We start from the raw sequence: 24,258 nt of genomic DNA, 5'->3' as shown, positions 1-24,258 counted from the left end.
GGCTCAGCCGCCCACCTTTCCATCCGCGACCACCGACGGGGCCGGGTCGGTCGTGCCGACGTCTTGCAGGGTCGCCTGCACCGCCGGGTTGATCACGTCGGTGACCGGCTTCGGATAGAAGCCGAGCACCAGCAGGAGCGCGATCAGCGGTGCCACCACGAACTTCTCCCGCAGGGTGAGGTCCTTGGACATCGCCGGCACCTCGGTCAGCGCCGGGTTGAGCGTGCCCTGTGTGGTGCGCTGGATCATCCACAGCACATAGGCGGCGGCCAGGATGATGCCAAGGGTGGCCACCACGGCGTACGCCTTGTGGGTGCTGAACGTGCCGATCAGCACCAGGAACTCGCTGACGAACGGCGCTGTGCCGGGCAGCGCCAGCGAGGCGAGGCCGGCGAAGAAGAAGACGCCGGCCAGCACCGGAACCAGCTTGCCCGCACCGCCGAAGTCACTGACCAGGGCGGATCCGCGCCGGGCGACGAACATGCCGACCACGATGAAGAGCAGGCCGGTCGCGAGACCGTGGTTGACCATGTAGAGCACCGCGCCGGTCCCGGCCTGCGTGGTGAACGCGAAGATCCCGATGCCGATGAAGCCGAAGTGCGCGATCGACGTGTACGAGACCAGGCGTTTCAGGTCGTTCTGGCCGACCGCGAGTAGCGACGCGTAAATGATGCCGATGACCGCGAGGACCATCGCCGCCGGGGCGAACCAGCGCGACGCCTCCGGGAAGAGCGAGAGGCAGTACCGCAGGATGCCGAACGTGCCGACCTTGTCCATCACGCCGACGAGCAGTGCCGCAGCACCCGCAGGGGCGGCACCACCGGAGTCCGGTAGCCAGGTGTGGAACGGGAAGAACGGCGCCTTGATCGCGAACGCCACGAAGAAACCGAGGAACAGCCATCGCGCGGTGTTCTGGTCGATCGAGCCGGTCGCCTCGACGAGGTTCGTGAAGTCGAAGGTGTGCCCGCCGACCACCCAGAGCCCGATCACCGAGGCCAGCATGAAGAGGCCGCCGACCAGGCTGTAGAGGAAGAACTTCACCGCCGCGTACTGCTTCTGGCCGGAGCCGAACGATCCGATGATGAAGTACATCGGGATCAGCATGACCTCGAAGAACACGTAGAAGAGGAAGATGTCCGCCGCGGCGAACACCCCGATCATCGTGAACTCGAACGAGAGCAGCAGAGCGAAGTACGCCGGAGCGGACCGCCGGCTCTGATCGACGTCGTTCCAGGACGCCAGGATGACGACCGGGAACAGCACGGCGATCAGCATCAGCATGACGAGCGCGATGCCGTCGGCGGCGAAGGTGAAGCGGGCGTCCCAGGACGGGATCCACGCGTACGACTCGCGGAACTGGAACCGGTCGCCGTCGATGGTGAACGCCAGCCACATGACGACGCTGAGACCGAGAACGATCAGCGACCAGACTAGCGCCACCATCTTGGCCAACTCGGCCTTGGCCCGGGGGATGAACCCCACCACTGCCGCGCCGACCAGAGGAAGGAGCGTGAGAACGCTCAAAAAAGGAAACTCGCTCACGCCAACCACCCCAACTGGATCGCGATGAAGGCGCCAACCACGAGGAGCGCTCCGGAAAGCATCGAGAGCGCGTAGGAACGTACGAAACCGGTCTGAAGCCGGCGCAGGCGCGCGGAGCCTCCGCCGATCCCGGCCGCAAGGCCGTTCACGATGCCGTCGATGCCCTTGTTGTCGAGGTAGACCAGCGCCCGGGTGAGGTAGATGCCGGGCCGTTCGAACACCGCCTCGTTGAACGCGTCGGTGTAGAGATTGCGCCGCGCCGCGGTGACCAGCACCCCGGCCGGCTGCGGCTCAGTGGCCGTGCCCCTGCGGAACAGTGCCCAGGCCAGGCCCGCGCCGAGCACCGTGACCAGCAGCGAAAGAATCGTGATCACGGTGTGCGAGAGGACGCCGTGCGCCGCCTCACCGGACTCCTCGCCGAAGACCGGGGTGAGCCAGTCCGCCACGCTCGTGCTCATCAGGTAACCCGCGGCGATCGATCCGGCCGCGAGCAGGACCAGCGGGATCGTCATGAGCGGCGGCGACTCGTGCGGGTGCTTGATGTCGTCGGTCCAGCGAGCCGGGCCGTGGAACGTCAGCACGAAGAGCCGGGTCATGTAGAACGCGGTGAGGCCGGCGCCGATGAGCGCGGCCAGACCGAAGACCCACGCCTCCCAGGCCACCTCACGCTCGAACGCGGCCGCGATGATCGGCTCCTTGGAGAAGTAGCCGGAGAGCGGCGGGATGCCGATGATCGCGAGCCAGCCGGTGGCGAACGTGATCCAGGTGATCTTCATGTGCTTGGACAGGCCGCCGAACCGCCTGATGTCGACCTGGTCGTGCATGCCATGCATGACCGAACCGGCGCCGAGGAACATGTTCGCCTTGAAGAAGCCGTGCGCCAGCAGGTGGATGATCGCGAGCGCGTACGCGCCGCCACCCAGCCCGACGCCCAGGAACATGTAGCCGATCTGCGAGACCGTCGACCAGGCGAGGATCCGCTTGATGTCGTCCTTCGCCGAACCGATGACGCAGCCGATCAGCAGCGTCAGCGCGCCGACGCTCACCACGATCAGCTGGAGCGTGGTGTTCGCCGAGAAGATCGGGTTGGACCGGGCGATCAGGTAGACGCCCGCGGTGACCATCGTCGCCGCGTGGATGAGCGCCGACACCGGGGTCGGGCCCTCCATCGCGTCCGGCAGCCAGGCCTGGAGCGGGAACTGGCCGGACTTGCCGCACGCGCCGAGCAGCAACAGGATGCCCATGATCAGCACCGTGCCGGCGGCGAGTGTCGGAGCGCCATTGAAGACGTCGTCGTACTGGGTGCTGCCCAGCTCGGTGAACATCAGGAAGATGCCGATGGCCAGGCCGGCGTCGCCGACCCGGTTCATCAGGAACGCCTTCTTCCCGGCTGTCGCCGCCGACGGCCGGGTGTACCAGAACGAGATCAGCAGGTACGACGCCAGACCGACGCCCTCCCAGCCGAAGTAGAGCATCACGTAGTTGTTGCCCAGGACCAGCAGCAACATCGCCGAGACGAAGAGGTTGAAGTAGGCGAAGAATTTCCGGCGTCCGGGGTCGTGCTCCATGTAGCCGACCGCGTACAGGTGGATCAGTGATCCGACGCCGGTGATCAGGAGTACGAAGACGCCGCTGAGCGGGTCGAAGAGAAGGCCGAAGTCGACGTGCAGGCCGCCGACAACGATGAAGTCCCAGAGGTTGAGCTCGGCCGAGCGCCGTTCCGCGTCCAGCCCTGCCAGCTCCGCGAAGAAGACCAGGCCGAGCACGAACGAGGCGGCGACCGAGAGGACGCCGAGCCAGTGCCCCCACTTGTCGGCCCGTCTGCCCAGCAGCAGCAGAACGGCCGCACTGGCGAGCGGGATCGCGACGAGCAGCCAGATGCTGCTCAGCACCCCCGTCGCTGGGGCGAACTCCACAGTCTGTTCCACGTGAAGGCCCTTCAGTACTTGAGGAGGTTCGCGTCGTCAACGCTCGCCGAGCGCCGCGTACGGAAGATCGACATGATGATGGCGAGGCCGACCACGACCTCGGCCGCCGCGACGACCATCACGAAGAACGAGATGATCTGGCCGTCGAGGCCGCCGTTGATCCGGCTGAAGGTGACAAGCGCGAGGTTCGCCGCGTTCAGCATCAGTTCGATGCACATGAACAGGACGATCGCGTTGCGCCTGATCAGCACACCTGTCGCACCGATGCTGAACAGGACGACCGAGAGAACGATGTAGTAGTCCGGAGTCACTTCTCGGTCCCCTTCGGCGCGACCTCGTTGTCGGTCAGCTCACGAACCGGCAGGATCGGCGAGATGCTGCGTTCGGCACCGTTGCCGTCCGGCAGCCGGGCCGGCGCGGCCACCGACATGGTGTTCGCGTAAATGCCCGGCCCGGGCTTCGGCCCGGGGTAATTGCCCGGCCGGAACCGCTCCTTCATCCGCGTGACCTGGTCGACCTTGTCTTCCTTCGCCCGCTCCACGTGGGCCAGCACCATGGCGCCGACCGCGGCAGTGATGAGCAGCGCCGAGGTCACCTCGAACGCGAAGACGTAGTTGGTGAACAGCAGCGCGGCCAGACCCTGGACGTTGCCGTTCTGGTTGGCCTCGGTCAGGCCGACGGTCGGGATGTCACCGAGCGAACGAGCCAGGCCGGTCGCGATCAGCGCCGCGAACCCGATGCCGAGCACGATCGCCGCGATCCGCTGGCCACGCAACGTCTCGATCAGCGAGTCCGACGCGTCCCGGCCGACAAGCATCAGCACGAACAGGAACAGCATCATGATCGCGCCGGTGTAGACGATGACCTGGACCATGCCGAGGAACGGCGCATCGTTTACGACGTAGAGGAAACCCAGGCAGAGCATCGTCACGACCAGCCAGAGCGCGGAGTGCACCGCGTTACGGGCCAGCACCATGCCGAGCGCGCCGATCACCGAGAGGGGGCCCAGGATCCAGAAGGCGACCTGTTCACCGGTGGAGACGGCGTCCATCAGTTGGCCTCCCTGGTCTCGTTCTCGGACCACGGCGCCCGCTCAGCGCCGGCCGACGTGCCCGGGTTGGTGAGCGCGCCGAGGTAGTAGTCCTTGTCGGTCTCACCGAGCCGCATCGGGTGCGGCGGCTGCTCCATGCCGGGCAGCAGCGGCGCCAGGAGTTCCTTCTTCGTGAAGATCAGGTCCTGGCGGTTGTCCCGTGCCAGCTCGTACTCGTTGCTCATGGTGAGCGACCGGGTCGGGCAGGCCTCGATGCAGAGCCCGCAGAAGATGCACCGGGCATAGTTGATCTGGTAGATGCTGGCGTACCGCTCACCGGGCGAGAAGCGCTGCTCGTCGGTGTTGTCGCCACCCTCGACGTAGATCGCGTCGGCCGGGCAGGCCCAGGCGCACAGCTCGCAGCCGATGCACTTCTCCAGGCCGTCCGGGTGACGGTTGAGGATGTGCCGGCCGTGGTACCGAGGTGCTGGCTTCGGCGGTGAGAACGGGTAGTCGGTCGTGATCACTTTGCGGAACATGTGCGCGAAGGTCACGCCGAAACCCTTGAAGGAGCCGGTCAGTGATGCCACGTCACACCTCCTTCGTCTCGGAGTCGCCGCCGACGGTGGCCGGGGCGCGTTCTGCCACGGCTCGGCGTGCGCGTGGACTCGGCGGCACCTGGAGATCCATCGGAGGAATCGGGAAGCTGCCCGGTGGTCTCAGGGCGAGTTCCTCCTCGATCGGGATCGGCCTCTGCTTCTTCGGCGCCGGCCAGCGCCAGGCGATCACCAGCACGAGCAGCGCGATGGCGCCGGTGGAGATCCACCGGACCTCGGTGGAGAGCTCGCCGCTGCGGGCGACCTTGAAGTACGCCAGGAAGAGGATCCACACCAGGTTGACCGGGATGAGGACCTTCCAGCCGAAGCGCATGAACTGGTCGTACCGCAGGCGCGGCAGCGTGGCCCGCAGCCAGATGAAGCCGAAGAGCAGGATCAGCACCTTGCCGAAGAACCAGATCAACGGCCAGTAGCCGGAGTTGGCTCCTTCCCAGACGGTGGTGATCGGCGCGGGTGCGCGCCAGCCGCCGAGGAAGAGCGTCGTGCAGAACGCCGACACGGTGATCATGTTGATGTACTCGGCGAGGAAGAAGAGCGCGAACTTGAACGACGAGTACTCCGTGTGGAAGCCGCCGACCAGCTCGGACTCCGCCTCGGGCAGGTCGAACGGCGCCCGGTTCGTCTCGCCGACCGCCGCGATCATGTAGATCACGAAGCTCGGCAGCAGCTGTACCGCGTACCAGCCGGGTGCGGTCAGGTCGATGCCGAAGATGTTGATCGGCTCGCCGGAGGCCTGCGCCGCAACGATCTGCGACGTGCTCATCGTGCCGGCGGTCATGAACACCGCCACGATGGAGAGACCCATCGCGACCTCATACGAGATCATCTGCGCGCTGGACCGCAGGCCACCAAGCAGCGGGTACGTCGAACCGGAAGCCCAGCCGGCCAGCACCACGCCGTACACGGCCATCGAGGAACACGCGAGCAGCACGAGCACCGAGACCGGCACGTCGGTGAGCTGGAGCGCGGTCTGCTGGCCGAACATGTTGACCACGCCGCCGAACGGGATCACCGAGAACGCGGTGAACGCCACGGTCGCGGAGATCACCGGAGCGATGAAGTAGACCACCTTGTCGGCGGTCTTCGGAATGATCTCTTCCTTGAACGGCAGCTTCAGGCCGTCGGTGAGGCTCTGCAGCCAGCCTTTCGGCCCGACCTGGTTCGGTCCGGGCCGGACCGCCATCCGGGCCACGACCTTGCGCTCATAGTTGATCGTGAAAAGGGTCAGCAGCAGGAGCAGCACGAACAAGCCGAACAGCTTGATCAGCGAGATCCACCAGATGTCGTTCTCGAACGTCTCCAGTGTCGGATCGACGGCGTGCGCCGCCAGGATCGCGTTCATTGAGCAGCTTCTTCCGCGAGGATCGGACCCGGAACCCCGGCCTGCAGCCGGACCACCGCGCCGGCGGTCACACCGAGGTTGCGGCGCACCGTCGATCCCGGCGAGTTGGTGGGCACCCAGACCACGGCCGGCGGCAGGTCGGTGATCGCGGCCGGCAGTGTCACGCCGCCGCGGTCGGTGCTGACCGTGATCAGGTCACCGTCGATCACGCCGAGCGACTCGGCCAGGGCCTTGCCGATCCGGGCCACCGACGGGCGGGCCGTCCCGGCCAGGGCTTCGTCGCCGTCCTGCAGCGAGCCCAGGTCGATCGCCTGGTTCCAGGTGGCGAGCACCGCCTCCCGCTCACCGAGCCGGGCCGTCTCGACCGGCGCGGTGGCCGGCGCGGCCGGACGGGCCGCGGCGGCGGGCAGCGCACCCAGCTCACGACGGACCGCCGAGACGTCACCGGTGCCGAGCGTGACGTCGAGCAGCGCCGCGATCGCTTCGAGCACCCGGCCGTCGGTCATCGCCGTGCTGGGCAGCACCGCGTCGAACGAGCGGAGCCGTCCCTCCCAGTTCAGGTAGGTGCCGGCCTTCTCGACCGCCGGGGCGATCGGCAGCACCACGTCGGCACGACGGGTCACCGCGCTCTGCCGCATTTCCAGGCTGACCAGGAACGGAACGGCGTCGAGCGCCTGCTCGGCCAGCACCGGGTCGGCCAGGTCGGCCGGGTCCACGCCGCCGACCAGGAGAGCGCCGAGGGTGCCGTCCGCGGCCGCCGCGACGATCTGGTCGATGTCGCGTCCGGCCGTGCCGGGCAGCACGCCCGGCTCGGTCCCCCAGGCCAGCGCGAGTTCGGTCCGGGCCGCCGCGTCGGTGACCGGACGGCCTCCGGGCAGCAGGTTCGGCAGGCAACCGGTGTCGAGCGCGCCCCGGTCGCCGGCCCGGCGCGGCACCCACACGAGGCGGGCGCCGGTCCGCTCGGCAAGCGCGGCCGCCGCCGAGAGACCACCCGGCACGGTGGCCAACCGCTCGCCCACGATCAGGATGCTGCCGGGAGCGCTGAGCGCGCCGGCGACCGCCGGGTCGGTGTTCAGCAGCCGGGCCTCATCACCCGGAACGGCCGCGACAAGCGCGGCGCCGAGCTTTTCAAAACCCCGGGAAAGGTACGGGCTGACGGCCGTGACCTTGAGATTCTTCTTGAGGTGGCCCTTGCGGAGCCGCAGGAAGAGGATCGCTGACTCCTCCTCCGGCTCGAGCCCGACGATGAGCACCGAGGACGCGTTCTCCACCGCCTCGTACGTCACGTCGGTGATCCCGGCGACCGCGGCGGCCAGGAAGTCGGCCTCCTCGGTCGCGGTCACCGGCGATGCCGTGGCGCGGATCGGCCGGGCCCGGAAGTCGACGTCGTTGGTGCCGAGGACAACGCGGGCGAACTTGGCGTACGCGTACGCATCCTCGACAGTGAGCCGACCGCCTGGAAGGACCCCCACGCCGCGCTCGTGCGCGGCTTTCAGTCCCTCCGCCGCCGTGAGCAGGGCCTCGCTCCAGGAGGCCTCGCGCAGCTGACCGGTGACCGCGTCGCGGACGAGCGGCGTCATGATCCGGTCAGAGGCATTGGTGTAGCGGAAGCCCCAGCGGCCCTTGTCGCAGTTCCACTCCTCGTTCACCGCGGGGTCGTCGCCGGCCAGCCGCCGCAGCACCTTGCCGCGCCGGTGGTCAGCTCGCAACGAACAGCCGCCGGCACAGTGCTCACACGTCGTCGGCGTGGAGACCAGGTCGAAGGGGCGGGCGCGGAACCGGTACTGGTCGCTGGTGAGCGCGCCGACCGGGCAGATCTGGATGGTGTTGCCGGAGAAGTACGAGTTGAACGGAACGTCCCCCTCGCCCTCGCCGACCTGACCGTCCCCGGTGCCCTCGCCACCGAAGAAGTCGTCCCGGTAGACGTTGATCTGCTCGCCGGAGGAGCGGTCCATCAGGTCGATGAACTTGTCCCCGGCGATTTCCTCGGAGAACCGGGTGCAGCGCTGGCAGAGAACGCACCGTTCCCGGTCGAGCAGCACCTGGCTGGAGATGTGGATCGGCTTCTCGTACTCACGCTTCGGTTCGACGAAGCGCGAGTCGGCCCGGCCGGTGCTCATCGCCTGGTTCTGCAGGGGGCACTCGCCACCCTTGTCGCAGGTCGGGCAGTCCAGCGGGTGGTTGATCAGGAGCAGCTCCATGACGCCGGCCTGCGCTTTCGCGGCCACCGGCGAGCTGAGCTGGGTTTTCACCACCATCCCCTCGGCCACCGTCTGGGTGCAGGAGGCCACCGGCTTGCGCTGGCCTTCCACCTCGACGAGGCACTGCCGGCAGGCGCCGGCCGGTGCGAGCAGCGGGTGGTCGCAGAACCGTGGGATGGCGACACCCATCCGCTCGGCGACCCGGATGACCAGCTCGCCCTTCGCAGCGGTGACTTCGACCCCGTCGATGGTGAGGGTGACGGTGTCTGCCTTTTTTGCTACATCGGTCATTAGTGAGCTCCCACCAGGGTCTTCTCCGACAGACGCGGAGCGGTGCGACCCTCGATGTATCCGAGGTAGTCGTCCCGGAACCACTTGAGCGTCGACACGACCGGAGTCGCGGCGCCGTCGCCGAGGCCGCAGAACGACCGGCCGAAGATGTTGTCCGCGGTGTCCTGCAGGGTGTCCAGGTCGGCGAGGGTGCCGTGGCCGGCGAGGATCCGCCGGTAGGTGCGGACCATCCAGTAGTTGCCCTCGCGGCACGGGGTGCACTTGCCGCACGACTCGTGGTGATAGAACTCCAGCCACCGCCACGTGTTGTAGACCGGGCAGTCCTGGTCCGAGAAGATCTGCATCGCCGTGGTGCCGAGAATCGACCCGGCCGCCGCGACTCCCTCGAAGTCCATCGGGGTGTCGATGTGCTCGGCGGTCAGCATCGGCGTCGACGAGCCACCCGGCGTCCAGAACTTCAGGTTGTGGCCCGGCTGCATGCCACCGGCCAGCTCGATCAGCTCGCGCAGGGTGATGCCGAGGCCGCACTCGTACTGGCCCGGGTTGACCACCCGGCCGGACAGCGAATAGATCATCGGACCGGCCGATTTCTCGGTGCCCATGCTCTTCCACCAGTCCGCACCGCCGAGGATCACGTACGGCACCGAAGCGATCGTGCCGACGTTGTTGACCACGGTCGGGCTCGCGTACAGGCCGGCGATGGCCGGGAAGGGCGGGCGCAGCCGAGGCTGCCCGCGAAAGCCTTCCAGCGAGTCCAGCAGTGCGGTCTCCTCGCCGCAGATGTACGCGCCGGCGCCGCTGTGCACCACCAGGTCCAGGTCGAAGCCGGACCCGAGGATGTTCTTGCCGAGGTATCCGGCCTGGTACGCCTCGTCGACCGCGTTGCGCAGCCGCCGGGCCGCGTGCACGGCCTCACCGCGGATGTAGATGAACGCCCGGTTGGCCCGGATGGCATAGGAGGCGATGATCGCGCCCTCCACCAGCGAGTGCGGGTCGTACGTCATCAGCGGCAAGTCCTTGCAGGTGCCCGGCTCGCCCTCGTCCGCGTTGATCACGAGGTAGTGCGGTTTGCCGTCGCCCTGCGGAATGAAGCCCCACTTCAGGCCGGTCGGGAAGCCGGCGCCGCCCCGGCCGCGCAGGCCGGAGTCCTTCACCAGCTGGATCAGATCGTCGGGGTGCACGTCGAGCGCCTTGCGCAACGCCAGGTACCCGTCCAGCCGCTCGTAGACGCCGATCTGCCAGGCGTCCGGCGAGAGCCAGCGCTTGGTGAGCACGGGGGTGAGCTTCTGGAGGACTTCCGGCCGGGGCTGGGTCACTTCTCCTCCTCGGTGCCACGCGGGACGTTGGTGGCCGGTTTCGGCCCGGCGGTGCGCTGAGCGACGATCCGCTCGCCACGGGTGCCGTCACCCGCGGGTTTGCCGTCGCCGGCCGGCTCGTTGCCGGCCACACCTGCGGCCTCGGCCGGGTTGCTCGGCTCCGGGGCGTCGGCGGTGGCCACGCCGCTTTCGGCCGGGGTGTCCGCCGTGGGGTTACGGCTTTCCGCCGCCCGGACCTCGGGATCCTTGACGTCTCCGGTGTCGGTGGTCCGGCCGGCGTGGCGGTGCTCGCCGACCTTCTCCGCCACCGTGCCGGCGGCGGACTTGGCCACCGTCGCCGCCTTTTTCGCGAGCGTCGCGAGACGGCCATCGGACTTCTCCTCGGCCGGTCGCGGCGGGAGCGCGCTCTCGTCCCGGGCCGGCTTGGTCCTGGTGATCGGGGTGTCCGGGTCGAACCCGGCCACCGCGACACCGTGCTCCTGCGCCAGGTGCACGCCGCGCAGCGTCGGCGCACCGGCCACCCCGTCGCCGACCGCGCCCTCGCGCGGGTCCGCGAACCCGGCCAGCTGGTACTGCATGTCTTTCAGCGAGCAGATCCGGGCGCCCCGGCTGGGTGTCGGCCGCTCACCCTGGCGCAGCTGCTCGACCAGCTCGACGGCCGATTCCGGGGTGGCCTGGTCGACAGTGAAGTCGTAGTTGACCGTCACCACCGGCGCGTAGTCGCAGGCCGCCAGGCACTCGGCGTGCTCCAGCGTGATCTTGCCGTCCGGCGTGGTCTGGTCGTGGCCGACACCGAGGTGCTCGACCAGCTCGTCGTAGACCTGCTGGCCGCCGAGCACGTTGCACAGGGTGTTCGTGCAGACGCTGACCAGGTATTCGCCGGTCGGGCGGCGCTTGTACATCGTGTAGAACGTGGCGACCGCGCCGACCTGGGCCTTGTTGATCCCGAGGATCTCGGCGCAGAACGCCACACCCCGCGGGCTGACGAAACCCTCCTCGGTCTGCACGAGGTGCAGCAGCGGCAGGAGCGCGGAACGCTCCCGGCCCACCGGGTACCGGGCGAGGATCTCGAGTGCCGGCTCGAGCAAGGTCTCCGCGAGCGGAGAGGCGGCCGGCGAGAAGTCCACAGTGGTTTCCGACATCAGCGGTCACACCCACCCATCACGGGGTCCAGGGAGGCGCCGCCGGCGATCACGTCGGCGAGCAGCGCCCCCTCGGCCATCGCGGGGATGGCCTGCAGGTTCACGAAGCTCGGCTCCCGGTAATGCACCCGGTACGGGTGGGTGCCACCGTCGGAGACCGCGTGTACGCCAAGTTCGCCACGCGGATGCTCGATCGCGACATAGACTTGACCAGGCGGAACCCGGAAGCCCTCGGTCACGAGCTTGAAATGGTGGATCAGCGACTCCATCGACTGACCCATGATCTTGGCGACGTGTTCGAGGGAGTTGCCGAGACCGTCCACGCCGAGCGCGAGCTGCGACGGCCAGGCGATCTTCTTGTCCTCGACCCAGATCGGGCCGGGGCGCAGACGGTCCAGGGTCTGCTCAACGATCTTGAGCGACTCGCGGATCTCCGCCAGCCGGACCAGGTAACGCCCCCAGACGTCGCTCGTCGTCGCGGTCGGCACGTCGAACTCGTACGTGTCGTAACCGGAGTACGGCATGGTCTTGCGCAGGTCCCACGGCAGGCCGGTGGCACGAAGCACCGGGCCCGTGATGCCGAGCGAGAGACAACCGGTCACATCAAGAACAGCGACACCCTGGGTACGCTTCTGCCAGATCACCTGGTCGGAGAGCATCGCCTCGTACTCCTTGAGGCGTTTCGGCAGGTACACCAGGAAGTCCCGGATCTTGCGAACCGCGGAATCCGGCAGGTCCTGCGCGAGCCCGCCCGGGCGGATGTACGCGTTGTTCATCCGCAGGCCGGAGGTCTCCTCGAAGATGTCGAGGATGTACTCCCGCTCCCGGAACCCGTACAGCATCATCGAGATCGCGCCCAGCTCCATGCCGGTCGTGGCGAGCCAGACCAGGTGCGAGGCGATCCGCTGCAGTTCCATGAACATGACCCGGATCGTGTTCGTCCGCTCGGTGATCTGATCGGTGATCCCGAGCAGTTTCTCCACCGCGAGGCAGTAACCCGTCTCGTTGGACATGTTGGAGAGGTAGTCCATCCGCGTCACGAACGTGACGCCCTGGGTCCAGTTCCGGTACTCCAGGTTCTTCTCGATCCCGGTGTGCAGGTAACCGACGACGGGGCGGCACTCGGTGACCGTCTCGCCCTCGAGTTCCAGCACCAGCCGGAGCACGCCGTGTGTCGACGGGTGCTGCGGGCCCATGTTGACGACGATCTTCTCGTTGCTGAGCGGGTCGACGCCGGCGGCGATGGAGTCCCAGTCACCGCCGGTGACCGTGAAGACCCGGCCCTCGGTCGTCTCGCGCTCGGTCGCGTACTCGGATGTCGTCATTGGTAGACCCTCCGCTGGTCCGGCGGCGGAATCTGAGCACCCTTGTACTCGACGGGCACGCCGCCGAGCGGGTAGTCCTTGCGCTGGGGGTGCCCTTCCCAGTCGTCGGGCATCAGGATCCGGGTGAGGTTGGGATGTCCGGCGAAGACGACGCCGAACATGTCGTAGACCTCGCGCTCCTGCCAGTCGGCCGTCGGGTAGACGCCGGTGACACTGGGAACGCTCACACCGTCGGCAACAGCGACTTCGAGACGTACCCGCCGCCGGTACGTCATGGAGGTCAACTGGTACGTCACGTGGAACCGGCGCTCGTCGGTGGCGAGGTAATCGACCGCGTCGACCGAGGAGCAGAGTTCGAAGCGCAACGACTCGTCGTCACGCATTACCTGACAGACCTCGGTGATTCTCTCGGGCCTGATGTGAAGTGTGAGTTCCGCCCTATCTACGACCACTTTCTCGATCGCTTCGGAGAAGGCCGGATAAGCTTCCTCCAACGCGTCATAGACGTCGTCGAAATACCCGCCGTACGGCCGTGGGCTGTCAAAAACAGCAGGTCGGGGGCGGACAAGGCGACCGAAGCCGGAAACGTCTCCGGTCCCTTTGACTCCGAACATCCCCTTATCAGGGCTGGCCGGGGTCTGTGCTGGTGCACCCAGATTCGCACCGGCCGGCGCAGTAACCGGCACGCCACTCTCAGTGCCTGAAGAAATGGTCATTTGGCGCCTTCCCGCAAATGCGGCTGGAGTTTCATCCAGTTCTCGATCCGCAATTGCTCCTCACGGCCTTCCTTGACGGCCTGCGTCCATTCCGCGCGACGCGTCTTGTCCACGCGGTACGACGACGGCATGGCACCAGGCGCGACGATGGGCAGCTTGCCCTCGGCCTCACGCTGGGCGAGCATCTTGCGACCGTTCGGACCGAGCGGCGCGGCCATCACCTTCTCGCGCATCTTGAGGATCGCGTCGATCAGCATTTCCGGTCTGGGTGGACAGCCCGGTAGATAGACATCGACCGGGACGATGTGGTCGACACCCTGCACGATCGCGTAGTTGTTGAACATGCCGCCCGACGAGGCGCAGACGCCCATCGAGATCACTGAGCGTGGTTCGGGCATCTGGTCGTAGATCTGCCTGACCACCGGGGCCATCTTCTGACTGACCCGCCCCGCCACGATCATCAGGTCGGCCTGCCGGGGCGAGGCCCGGAAGACTTCCATCCCCCACCTGCCCAGGTCGTAATGCGGACCGCCGGCGGCCATCATCTCGATCGCGCAGCAGGCCAGGCCGAAGGTCGCACCCCAGAACGACGACTTCCGGGCGTAGTTGGAAAGTTTCTCCACCGAGGTGAGCAGGATCCCGCTGGGCAGCTTCTCTTCGATTCCCATGGTTATCAGTCCCAGTTCAGGCCGCCGCGCCGCCACACGTACGCGTAGGCGATGAAGACGGTGACGATGAAGAGGACCATCTCCACGAACCCGAAGAGGCCGAGCGCGTCGAACGAGACGGCCCACGGGTAAAGGAAGATGGTCTCGATGTCGAAGATGATGAAGAGCATCGCGGTCAGATAGAACTTCACCGGGAACCGGCCGCCACCGATCGGCTGTGGCGCAGGCTCGATCCCGCATTCGTAAGCATCGAGTTTCGCCCGGTTGTACCGCTTCGGCCCGACGATGGGCGCGACGGAGACCGAGAACAACGCGAAGAGGGCCCCGAGGATCAGCAACCCGACGATCGGGACATAAGGGTTGACCGTCATGTTCACTCCCGTGCGACTGTTAGCCGCTTCACACTAGTTCCTGCGCTTTTGTATCCCTTTGCTCGGGGTGCCCGATTCCGTCACCTGACGGCGGGCGCCACCTTGGTCAAACCGTTGATGATGCGATCCATGGCGTCGCCGTCCCGGGGGTCGGTCAGGTTGGCCAGGAGTTTGAGGACGAACTTCATGAGCGTCGGGTGCGGCATGCCGTACTTCGTCGCGGCCCGCATGATCTGCGGGTTGCCGATCAGCTTCACGAAGATCCCTCCGATCCGGTAGTAACCACCGAACCGGATGCTGAGTTCTGCCGGGTAGGCCCGGAGTGCCCTTTCGCGCTCCGGTCCGGCCGGACGGGCGAGCGCCTGCACCGCGATCTCGGCGGCGAGCTCACCGGACTCCATCGCGTACGCGATGCCCTCGCCGTTCATCGGGTTGACCATGCCACCCGAGTCACCGACCAGCAGTACGCCGCGGGTGTAGTGCGGAACCCGGTTGAAGCCCATCGGGAGAGCGGCGCCGAGGGTCGGGCCGTCCGCGTTCTCCTCCTCGCGCAGGCCCCAGTCCTCCGGGGTGCTGCCGAGCCAGTCGGTGAGCAGTGCGCGGTAGTTCGTCTTGCCGAACGCGTCGGACGAGTTGAGGATGCCCAGGCCGACGTTGACCCGGCCATCGCCGAGGCCGAAGATCCATCCGTACCCGGGAAGCAGCCGGCCCGGGTCCTGCGCGCTGCGCAGTTCCAACCAGGACTCGAGGTAGTTGTCGTCGGCCTTGGCGGCCGAGCGGTAGTAGCGCCGGACCGCCACGCCGAGCGGGCGGTCGTCACGCTTGGCCAGGCCGAGGGCGAGCGGGAACTTGCCGGAGACGCCGTCCGCGGCGATCACCAGCGGCGCGCGGTACTCGACCGGCTCGCCGTCGGTTTTCGCCTGGACGCCGATCACGTAGCCGTCCTCGTCGAAGACCGGCCTGGTGACGTTCACACCGGTGCGCAGCAGCGCGCCGGCTTCCACGGCGCGCTGGGCCAGCAGGTCGTCGAAGTCGAGACGGGTACGGACCAGGCCGTAGTTCGGAAAGCTGGCGAGATCCGGCCAGTCCAGCTCCATCCGGACACCGCCGCCGATCACCCGCAGGCCACGGTTGTGCAGCCAGCCGGCTTTCTCCGAAGTGTCCACACCCATGCGGATCAGCTGGCGAACCGCGCGCGGCGTAAGGCCGTCACCACAGACCTTCTCGCGCGGGAACTCGGTCTTCTCCAGCAGCAGCACGCGCACGCCGTGCCTCGCGAGGTGGTAGGCCGCGGCAGAGCCACCCGGCCCAGCTCCGACCACGATCACGTCCGCCTCATCGGCGACGATCGAACCTGTTCCGTGGTCGCTCACGGTCCAACCTCCATCTCGTGCAGTGCTCGTGAATTAGTTCACAAGCATGCCTCGATCGGAGTGTAGGCCGACTATCGAAGATCTTTGCGCTCAGGTCCGCCTAATTGTTTCGGCGTGGCTACCGAACCTGTTCAGGGTCGGAGAGAACCTTGTCCGCCACGCCGAGAGCGGGTCCGTCCAGATGGTCCCGAATGGTGCCGCCCATTGCCCGGTCCAACGCCACGATCAGGCCTTCGACCAGGTCCTGAGCGAGCAGTGGATCCTCGGCTGCGACCATCCGGAGACGGTTTGCCAGCTCGGTCGCACGGCGCTCGCCGGCCTCGCCCTCGTCGATCGCGATGTCGATGTCGGTGTCCTCGAGTTGCCCGATATTGGTCATGGCCCGAGCTAAACAGCCATTGGCGGCCTTGTACGCCGAATGTCTGGATTTACACCCTAGTAGCACGATGTAGGGCGGCAATTCCACCGGTCAAGTTTCGCCAGCCGACTCGGTCCCACGGCCCCGACTCGGCAATTCGCGCGGCCAGGCCCTGCTGATCGGGCCAGGCGCGAATGGACTCGGCCAGATAGACGTAGGCATCCGGGTTGGTGGCGACACCGCGGGCCACCGTCGGCAACGAGCGCATCAGGTACGACATGTAGAGCGTCCGGAACGCCGCGTTGGTCGGGTGGCTGAACTCGCACACCACAAGCCGGCCACCGGCACGGGTGATCCGGGCGAACTCACGCAGCGCAGCGGTGGTGTCCACGACGTTACGCAGCGCGAAGGAGATCGTCACCGCGTCGAAGGTGGCGTCGGCGAACGGCAGCCGCAGCGCGTCGCCGGCGAGCAGCGGCACGTCCGGCCGGGTCGCCCGGCCGGCCCGCAGCATCCCGACCGAGAGATCGGCGCCCACGGCGAACGCGCCGGACAGGCTCAACTCCTCGGTGGAGACGCCGGTGCCCGCACCCACATCCAGGACACGCTCACCCGGCCGCAGGGCGAGAGCGGCCCGCGTGGCGCGGCGCCAGCCCCGGTCCTGGCCGAAGGAGAGCACGGTGTTGGTGAGGTCGTATCGGCTCGCCACGCCGTCGAACATCTCGGCGACCTCGTGTGGCTGCTTGTCCAGGTCTGCGCGCGTCACGGGATCCACTCTCCCACTTCGCTCGCGAACAGAACGGGCGGGATGGTTTCCCATCCCGCCCGTGCCTTGTGCGTTATATATACGACCGCCATCGGTCGGGTCCGACTGCTCGTCACCGACCCACAACCGCGGCCTGCGACGCATAAGAAGTTCAATCCCTACGCAGGCAACGTAACCAGCGGGAACGACCCGGTACAGGCAACGAGCGGCCTCGTTACGAAGGAGCAACCCGCTCTCACCGGTCCGACGATCCGAACCTGGCCGAACGGCCGACGACCACCCCCCAAAGGGGTCAGGAAGCGTCCACGAGCGGCAGCTGGGTGCGTCCCGCGCCACCGCCCGGGAGCGCGATCGAGGAGAAGTGCGACTCCACGCGCTTGTCGGTCGGGTCCTCGGCCGCGGTGCGGTGCACGGCCATGTGGCGGTACCAGGTGTCGCGCTGCGCGGGGATGCGGTCCGCCGTGCGGATCATCGAGATCAGCCCCTGAAGGTTCGACCGGTGCCGGGCGCCGGCCGAGGAGATCACGTTCTCCTCCAGCATGATCGAGCCCAGGTCGTCGACACCCATGTGCAGCGAGAGCTGGCCGATGTCCTTGCCCGTGGTGAGCCAGGACGCCTGCAGGTGCGCGACGTTGTCGAAGAACAGCCGGGAGACCGCGATGAAACGCAGGTACTCCACCGTGGTGGCCTGGGTGCGGCCTTTCAGGTGGTTGTTCTCCGGCTGGTAGGTCCACGGGATGAACGCCCGGAACCCGCCGACCGTGTGGCTCTGCTCGACGGCGTCGTCGCGGTAACCGTTCGCCACGGCCTTGTCCTGCACGCCGCGGATCATCGTGATGTGCTCGATGCGCTCCGCGTTCGTCTCGCCGGTGCCCATCATCATGGTCGCGGTCGAGGAGAGCCCGTGCCGGTGCGCAACGGTCATCACCTCGAGCCAGCGCTCACCGCTCTCCTTGAGAGGGGCGATCGCCTTACGCGGCCGCAGGGGCAGCATCTCGGCGCCGGCGCCGGCGATCGAGTCCAGCCCGGCCGCCTTGATCCGGAGCACCGCGTCCTCGATCGAGACGCCGTCGACCTTGGCCATGTGCAGGATCTCGCTCGGGCCGATCGAGTGGATCGCCAGCTGCGGGTAAGCCTGCTTGACCGAGGAGAAGAGCTCCTCGTAGTACGCCACCCCGTAATCCGGGTGGTGGCCGCCCTGAAGCATCACCTGGGTGGCGCCGAGATCGACCGCCTCGCCACAGCGCCGCAGGATCTCCTCGGTCGGGTGCGACCAGCCGTCCTTGTGTTTCGGCGCGCGGAAGAACGCGCAGAACTTGCACGCGGTCACGCAGACGTTCGTGTAGTTGATGTTCCGGTCGATCAGGTACGTGACGATGCCGTCCGGATAGCGGCGGCGCCTGACCGCGTCGGCCGCCTCGCCCAAGGCATGGAAGGGGGCCTGCGTGTAGAGCAGCAGCGCCTCCTCGGGCGTGATCCGCCCGCCGTCGGCGCCGCGTTGCAGGATGCTGTCGATCTCCGGATTCGCGGTCACGACTCGAAGCGTACGTCTCGCCCGCCTGGCCCGTCAGCGGCGCGGGTCACCGATCGATCAGGGCGGCCAGTCCGTCGAGCACGCGGCCCAGGCCGAACGCGTACGCGGCAGCGCGTGTCTCGGCCGCCGAGCGCGCCGATGTCTGCACGAATCCGATCAGGAAGGTCAGCGCGGCGTCGGTCTGCGGGTCGTCGAGGCCGCAGCCGTCAAAAGCGCGCAGCTCATGCTGGTATTTCGCCATCAGGCCCGGTCCCCGCGGCGGCTGGTCGGCCGGCAGGGTGGCGGCCCAGGGATGCGCGGTGAAGAGAAGGTGGTTCTCGTCGGCGACGGCGGTCAGTCGCTCACGCCACGGCCGGCCCGGCAGATCGGCCCGGGGCATCTCCAGGTAGAGACGGTCGAGCATCAGGTCGAGCAGGGTGGATTTGTCCGGAACGTAGGTGTAGAGCGTCATCGGGACGACACCCAGCTCCTGCGCGACACGCCGCATCGTCACCGACTCCAGGCCCTCGGCGTCGGCCAGAGTGATGCCGGTATCGACGATGCGCGCGACGCTCAGCCCGGGACGGCGGCCCCGCTTTTTCGCCACCGGCTCCGGAAACCAGAGCAGGTCGATGGTTCGGCGCGCTTCGCCCACGGCGCTATTGTGTACGACGTACAGATAAAGGTCCAGGCAGGGGGTCGCGGTGCTGGTGGTTCATGGCGCCTGGGTTCCGGATTCGGGCGGCCCGGGTCGCCTCGTGCTCTGGGCTGAGGATCCGGCGATGCCGCTGACCTCGGCGTCCCGGGCTCGCTCGCGTCCGCACCCGTTCGCGGTCTCCGCCGATGTGCTGCGTGAGGTTCTCGGCGATCCGGTGATCGACGCGGCGGGCGAGACCGCGACCATCTCACTGCCCGGCACCGCACCGGGCCCACTACCCTCACCGGAGGCGGCCGCAGCCGCCGCGAGCGAGATCGACGCCGAGGCCGGCGCCGGGCGACCTCTCCGAGGGCTCCGGCTCGGCGCCTGGGCGATCCCGGTGCTCGCCGTGCCCGCGCCGGCCGCCACGCCGGTGCTCGCGACCCTCGCCGAGCCCGGTCCGGCCGGCTCGTGGATCGCCGGGCCGTCGCTGCGCTACCTCTGCCTGCTCGCGGGTTACGCGTGTGACCTCGCTCGACGCGGGCGGATGCTGCCGCAGCTGGTGGTCGAGGCCGGTGTCCCCACGGCGCGCTGGCGGCCGGTGCTGACCGGCGCCGACGCCGTGACCTACCGCGATTTCGCGACAGGCATCCCGCCGGTGGCCCGTGCGGTCATGACATCCGCGCCCGGGAAAGCGGGGTCGGGCAGGCCGGCGCCGGGAAAGCCCGGGGCGGAGCAAACGGCCGGTCATCCGGCCGGGCGGATCGTCCGGGAAACGCTCGACGCGCTTGTCGACGTGGCCGCGCGCGACGTGATGCCGGAGCGGATCCTGGCCGGCATCCGGCCCGGGCCCAAGGCGCCGCTGCCGGACCGCTGGCTCTCCGCGCTGACCACCGACGACCCGGCGTTGCCCGGTGCGCCGACCGGCGAGGTCCGCGAGCTGCGCCAGGCGCTCGACGACTGGATGCGGGCCGCCAACGCCGCGAACGGCCCGCTCCGGGTCAGCTTCCGGCTGATCGAGCCGGGCGTCGAGTCCGACGAGTGGGCCCTGGAGTTCGCGCTTCAGTCAGCCGACGATCCGAGCCTCTATCTCACGGCCGCCGCGCTGTGGGAGGGCGAGCGGTTCCCCGGCCTGCCCCGGCGTCCCGACGAGACGCTGCTGGCCGGGCTGGGCCGGGCGGTCCGGCTCTTCCCGCTGCTGCACATGGCCCTGCTGGAACAGCGGCCGGCCGCGATGCCGCTGACCACCGGGGAGGCGTTCGAGTTCCTGCGCCAGGTGGCTCCGCTGTTGCAGGCGGCCGGTTTCGGCGTGCAGCTGCCGTCCTGGGCCGGGCGTAAGGGTGTCGGTCTCAAGCTCACCACCCGGTCGAAACCGAAATCCACTGCCGGGGCGTCCCGGGCTGTCGCCGACTCCGGGTTCGGCCTGGCCGAGCTGGTCGAGTTCCGGATCGACCTGGTGATCGGCGAGAGCACAGTGAGCGCCGAGGAGCTGGCCGAGCTGGCCCGGCTCAAGGTGCCGCTCGTGCGGGTCCGCGGCCAGTGGGTCGAGCTGGACGATCGCCAGCTCAAAGCGGCGCTCAAGGTGGTGAGCCGGCGGCGCGAGGGAGAGCTCACCGCGGGCGAGGTGCTCCAGCAGGTGGTCGACGGCGGCGACGAGGATCTGCCGCTCGTCGAGATCGACGCCGACGGCATGCTCGGTGACCTGCTGTCCGGGCAGGCCGCGGAACGCCTCACTCCGCTGCCGACGCCGGCCGGTTTCCACGGCACGCTGCGGCCCTATCAGGAACGCGGCCTCTCCTGGCTGGCCTTCCTCAGCCGGCTCGGGCTGGGCGGGATCCTCGCCGACGACATGGGCCTCGGCAAGACCGCGCAGACGCTGTCCTTGATGCTGACCGATCCTTCCCAGAAGACGCTGCTCATCTGCCCGATGTCGCTGGTCAGCAACTGGCAGAAAGAGGCGGCCCGGTTCGCGCCCTCGCTGCGCGTCTACGTGCACCACGGCGGCACCCGGCTGCGCGGCGAGGATTTCACCGAGGCGGTGGCCGGCGCCGACTTGGTGCTCACGACGTACGGCACCGCGCTGCGTGACCTCGAGGCGCTGCGTGAGGTCAGCTGGGGCCGGGTGGCCTGCGACGAGGCTCAGGCGATCAAGAACAGCGGGACTCGTCAGTCCCAGGCCGTGCGGGCCATCAAGGCGCGTACCCGTCTGGCCCTGACCGGCACTCCGGTGGAAAACCATCTCGCCGAGCTGTGGTCCATCATGGATTTTGTGAACCCGGGACTACTCGGGCCGGCGAAACGGTTCCGGCGCCGCTTCCAGGAGCCGATCGAGAACCGGCAGGACGAGGACGCCACCGCCGCGTTGAAACGGGCGACCGGCCCGTTCGTGCTGCGCCGCCTCAAAACCGACAAGAGCATCATCTCGGACCTCCCGGAGAAGAACGAGATGAAGGTGTGGTGCTCGCTCACACCGGAGCAGGCCACCCTCTATCAGGCCGTCGTCGAGGACATGATGGCCGAGATCGAGAACAGCGAGGGCATTCAGCGGCGGGGCAACGTGCTCGCCGCGATGATGAAACTCAAGCAGGTCTGCAACCACCCGGCCCACCTGCTCAAGGACGGCTCTCGCCTGCCCGGCCGCTCGGGCAAGCTGGCCCGCCTGGAGGAACTCGCCGAGGAGATCGTCGAGGACGGCGACAAGGCCCTGGTCTTCACTCAGTACGCCGAGTGGGGCACCCTCCTCCAGCCGTACCTCACGGCTCAGCTCGACCGGCCGGTGCTCTGGCTGCACGGTGGCCTCACCAAGGCACGCCGTGACGAGTTGGTCGAGCGGTTCCAGACCGGCACCGAGCCGATGATCTTCTTGCTCTCGCTGAAAGCCGCCGGCACCGGCCTCAACCTCACCGCGGCCAACCACGTCGTCCACTTCGACCGATGGTGGAACCCGGCGGTCGAGGACCAGGCCACCGACCGCGCGTACCGCATTGGGCAGTCCCGTGACGTGCAGGTTCGTAAGTTCATCTGCACCGGCACGCTGGAGGAGAAGATCGACCAGATGATCGAGCGGAAAAAGGCGCTCGCCTCCTCGGTCGTCGGCACCGGCGAGGACTGGGTCACCGACCTGGACACCGACCAGCTGCGTGAGCTGTTCTCCCTCGGCCCCGGGGCGGTGAGCTGACATGCCTGTCGACCGCAGCGGGAGGTTCTACGAGGCCGGACGCCCGATCGTGGTGGACGGCGGGCTCGCGGTCCGGGCACAGCGCGGGAAGATCGGCGAGCAGTGGTGGTCACGGCGATTCGTCGACTGGCTGGAGGGCGTTTGCCAACCGGGGCGGCTGGCGCGCGGGCGAACGTACGCTCGCAAGGGTCAGGTCTTGGATTTTGCCCTTGCGCCTGGCCGGGTGACCGCTCGCGTGCAAGGTTCGCGACCGGTGCCCTACCAGGTCGAGATCCGGATCCCGGCCTACGCCGAGGCGCAGTGGACCGACATCACCGAGGCGCTGGGCAGCCGGGCGCTGTACCGCGCGGCGCTGCTGGCCGGCGAGATGCCGCACGAGATCGTCGAGCTCTTCACCGACCTGGGCATGCCGCTGTTCCCCTCGGAGCTGGACATCTCCTGCTCCTGCCCGGACTGGGGCATCCCGTGCAAACACGGCTCGGCCGCGCTCTACGTGCTGGCCGAGGCCTTCGACGACGACCCGTTCCTGGTGCTCGCCTGGCGTGGCCGGAACAGGGACACGCTCCTCGACGACCTGCGGGGCACCCCCGAGCCGGACGAGGAGATGGCGGACCCGCTCGCGATCGACGAGGAGCCGCTGGAGGCCCGGCTTGCCGACTTCTACGCACCCGGGATCAGCCTGGGGCGGCTCCGGGAACGCCCGGCTCGGGGTGGCACCCCGCCCGAGCTGCTGTTGCGGGCACTCGACCCGCCGCCGGTGAAGGTGCGGCACATCCCGCTTGTCGACACGCTCCGAGCCGCGTACCGCGACCTGGGGAAAGCGGAGGAATGACACCCGGGCCGCGTCCATCGTGAACCGATCGTGGGCGAGTCCACGATGGACGCGGCGGCCTGTGGGGTTACCGGGAGTGTCCTCAACTTTGCGAGAGGTGACAAGTCGTGTCAATAGATGACAACCAATATTGGAGTTAACAACCGTGAGTGAGATGACCTACCGCCGGCTGGGCGACTCGGGCCTCGTGGTGTCCGTCGTCGGCATCGGCTGCAACAACTTCGGCCGCAAGCTGGACGCCGAGGGCACCCGCGAGGTGGTCGACGCGGCATTCGACGCCGGCATCACGCTGTTCGACACGGCAGACATTTACGGAACCCCGCACGGCACCTCGGAAGAACTGCTCGGAGCCGCCCTCAAGGGCCGGCGCGAGGAAGCGGTGCTCGCCACCAAGTTCGGGATGAACATGGAGGGCCTGAACGGCCGGGATTTCGGCGCCCGTGGCTCCCGGCGGTACATCACCCGCGCCGTCGAGGCGTCGCTGCGCCGGCTGGAAACCGATTACATCGACCTCTACCAGATGCACGAGCCGGACCCGGCCACCCCGATCGACGAAACGCTCGCCGCGCTGGACGACCTCGTCCGATCCGGCAAGGTCCGGTACCTCGGCAACTCGAACTTCTCCGGCTGGCAGATCGCCGACGCCGACTGGACCGCGCGGACCAGCGGGCAGACCCGGTTCATCAGCGCGCAGAATCGCTACAGCCTGCTGCATCGGGAGGCCGAGGCGGAAGTGGTGCCGGCCTGCGAGCAGTTCGGTCTCGGGCTGCTGCCGTTCTTCCCGCTCGACTCCGGTCTGCTGACCGGCAAGTACCGCCGCGGCGAGCCGCCGGCCGCCGGCACCCGCCTGTCGCAGGACCGGTACGCGCCCTGGCTGAAGGAGGCCGACTGGGACACCATCGAGGCGCTTACCGCGTTCGGTGCGGAGCGGGGGCACAGCCTGCTCGACGTCGCGATCGCCGGTCTCGCCGCTCTGCCCGCGGTGACCAGCGTGATCGCCGGTGCCACCACGGCCGAGCAGGTGCAGGCGAACGCAGCGGCCGGGTCCTGGGAACTCACCGCGGCCGACGTCGCGACCTTGGAAACGATCCTGAGCTGACAACGAAAGGCCG

General features: G+C 68.1%; 21 protein-coding genes. 3 read left to right on the top strand and 18 right to left on the bottom strand.

Annotated features, from left to right (window positions below; translation table 11 throughout):
* Positions 1-3: 3 nt before the first annotated feature.
* From ACQP2E_RS01235 to ACQP2E_RS01150, 18 genes are all read right to left on the bottom strand, one after another.
* Positions 4-1,542: an NADH-quinone oxidoreductase subunit M gene (locus ACQP2E_RS01235; RefSeq protein WP_433828049.1), complete on the bottom strand. Its 1,539-nt coding sequence runs from the start codon at positions 1,540-1,542 to the stop codon at positions 4-6.
* A complete protein-coding gene (gene nuoL, locus ACQP2E_RS01230) occupies positions 1,539-3,470 on the bottom strand; it encodes an NADH-quinone oxidoreductase subunit L (RefSeq protein WP_433828048.1) in 1,932 nt (643 codons plus the stop codon). Before nuoL ends, ACQP2E_RS01235 begins: the two co-directional genes overlap by 4 nt.
* Before the next feature lie 11 nt (positions 3,471-3,481).
* Positions 3,482-3,781: an NADH-quinone oxidoreductase subunit NuoK gene (gene nuoK / locus ACQP2E_RS01225; RefSeq protein WP_433828047.1), complete on the bottom strand. Its 300-nt coding sequence runs from the start codon at positions 3,779-3,781 to the stop codon at positions 3,482-3,484.
* Positions 3,778-4,521, bottom strand: coding sequence for an NADH-quinone oxidoreductase subunit J (locus ACQP2E_RS01220; protein ID WP_111651959.1), 744 nt, complete (start codon positions 4,519-4,521; stop codon positions 3,778-3,780). Before ACQP2E_RS01220 ends, nuoK begins: the two co-directional genes overlap by 4 nt.
* Positions 4,521-5,090 (bottom strand): NADH-quinone oxidoreductase subunit NuoI, encoded by a 570-nt coding sequence (nuoI, locus tag ACQP2E_RS01215; RefSeq protein WP_433828046.1) that lies wholly within the window; start codon positions 5,088-5,090, stop codon positions 4,521-4,523. The genes ACQP2E_RS01220 and nuoI overlap by 1 nt, the downstream gene beginning before the upstream one ends.
* Before the next feature lies 1 nt (position 5,091).
* Positions 5,092-6,459, bottom strand: a complete 1,368-nt coding sequence (gene nuoH / locus ACQP2E_RS01210) for an NADH-quinone oxidoreductase subunit NuoH (protein WP_433828045.1) — start codon at positions 6,457-6,459, stop codon at positions 5,092-5,094.
* Complete coding sequence (locus tag ACQP2E_RS01205) at positions 6,456-8,951, bottom strand: NADH-quinone oxidoreductase subunit G (protein ID WP_433828044.1); 2,496 nt, start codon at positions 8,949-8,951, stop codon at positions 6,456-6,458. The genes nuoH and ACQP2E_RS01205 overlap by 4 nt, the downstream gene beginning before the upstream one ends.
* Positions 8,951-10,267, bottom strand: coding sequence for an NADH-quinone oxidoreductase subunit NuoF (nuoF, locus tag ACQP2E_RS01200; protein ID WP_433828043.1), 1,317 nt, complete (start codon positions 10,265-10,267; stop codon positions 8,951-8,953). Before nuoF ends, ACQP2E_RS01205 begins: the two co-directional genes overlap by 1 nt.
* A complete protein-coding gene (gene nuoE / locus ACQP2E_RS01195; RefSeq protein WP_433828042.1) occupies positions 10,264-11,409 on the bottom strand; it encodes an NADH-quinone oxidoreductase subunit NuoE in 1,146 nt (381 codons plus the stop codon). Before nuoE ends, nuoF begins: the two co-directional genes overlap by 4 nt.
* The gene (locus tag ACQP2E_RS01190; RefSeq protein WP_433828041.1) at positions 11,409-12,734 is read right to left on the bottom strand and encodes an NADH-quinone oxidoreductase subunit D; all 1,326 of its coding nucleotides are present in this window, start codon (positions 12,732-12,734) and stop codon (positions 11,409-11,411) included. Before ACQP2E_RS01190 ends, nuoE begins: the two co-directional genes overlap by 1 nt.
* Positions 12,731-13,450, bottom strand: coding sequence for an NADH-quinone oxidoreductase subunit C (locus ACQP2E_RS01185; RefSeq protein ID WP_433828040.1), 720 nt, complete (start codon positions 13,448-13,450; stop codon positions 12,731-12,733). The genes ACQP2E_RS01190 and ACQP2E_RS01185 overlap by 4 nt, the downstream gene beginning before the upstream one ends.
* Entirely contained in the window at positions 13,447-14,118 is a 672-nt protein-coding gene (locus ACQP2E_RS01180) for a NuoB/complex I 20 kDa subunit family protein (protein WP_433828039.1), read from the bottom strand. The genes ACQP2E_RS01185 and ACQP2E_RS01180 overlap by 4 nt, the downstream gene beginning before the upstream one ends.
* A gap of 5 nt (positions 14,119-14,123) precedes the next feature.
* Entirely contained in the window at positions 14,124-14,489 is a 366-nt protein-coding gene (locus ACQP2E_RS01175) for an NADH-quinone oxidoreductase subunit A (RefSeq protein WP_111652111.1), read from the bottom strand.
* 80 nt (positions 14,490-14,569) lie between these two features.
* The gene (locus ACQP2E_RS01170) at positions 14,570-15,862 is read right to left on the bottom strand and encodes a geranylgeranyl reductase family protein (protein ID WP_433828038.1); all 1,293 of its coding nucleotides are present in this window, start codon (positions 15,860-15,862) and stop codon (positions 14,570-14,572) included.
* Positions 15,863-15,980: 118 nt separating this feature from the next.
* Positions 15,981-16,241 carry a hypothetical protein gene (locus ACQP2E_RS01165; protein ID WP_433828037.1) on the bottom strand — a complete coding sequence of 87 codons (261 nt, stop codon included), beginning with the start codon at positions 16,239-16,241 and terminating at the stop codon, positions 15,981-15,983.
* Positions 16,242-16,290: 49 nt separating this feature from the next.
* Positions 16,291-17,040 (bottom strand): demethylmenaquinone methyltransferase, encoded by a 750-nt coding sequence (locus ACQP2E_RS01160; protein ID WP_433828036.1) that lies wholly within the window; start codon positions 17,038-17,040, stop codon positions 16,291-16,293.
* A 238-nt stretch (positions 17,041-17,278) separates the two neighbouring features.
* Entirely contained in the window at positions 17,279-18,520 is a 1,242-nt protein-coding gene (gene mqnC, locus ACQP2E_RS01155; protein WP_433828035.1) for a cyclic dehypoxanthinyl futalosine synthase, read from the bottom strand.
* Between the two features lie 46 nt (positions 18,521-18,566).
* Complete coding sequence (locus ACQP2E_RS01150; protein ID WP_433828034.1) at positions 18,567-19,154, bottom strand: TetR/AcrR family transcriptional regulator; 588 nt, start codon at positions 19,152-19,154, stop codon at positions 18,567-18,569.
* 49 nt (positions 19,155-19,203) lie between these two features.
* Here ACQP2E_RS01150 and ACQP2E_RS01145 point away from each other — a divergent pair, with 49 nt between their 5' ends.
* From ACQP2E_RS01145 to ACQP2E_RS01135, 3 genes are all read left to right on the top strand, one after another.
* Positions 19,204-22,314, top strand: coding sequence for a DEAD/DEAH box helicase (locus tag ACQP2E_RS01145; protein ID WP_433828033.1), 3,111 nt, complete (start codon positions 19,204-19,206; stop codon positions 22,312-22,314).
* Position 22,315: 1 nt separating this feature from the next.
* The gene (locus ACQP2E_RS01140; protein ID WP_433828032.1) at positions 22,316-23,146 is read left to right on the top strand and encodes an SWIM zinc finger family protein; all 831 of its coding nucleotides are present in this window, start codon (positions 22,316-22,318) and stop codon (positions 23,144-23,146) included.
* Positions 23,147-23,300: 154 nt separating this feature from the next.
* A complete protein-coding gene (locus ACQP2E_RS01135) occupies positions 23,301-24,245 on the top strand; it encodes an aldo/keto reductase (protein ID WP_433833715.1) in 945 nt (314 codons plus the stop codon).
* Positions 24,246-24,258: the final 13 nt, after the last annotated feature.

It is taken from the genome of Actinoplanes sp. CA-015351 (assembly GCF_050955685.1).
Classification (GTDB): Bacteria; Actinomycetota; Actinomycetes; order Mycobacteriales; family Micromonosporaceae; genus Actinoplanes.
This window is presented reverse-complemented; position numbering and strand designations above follow the sequence as displayed.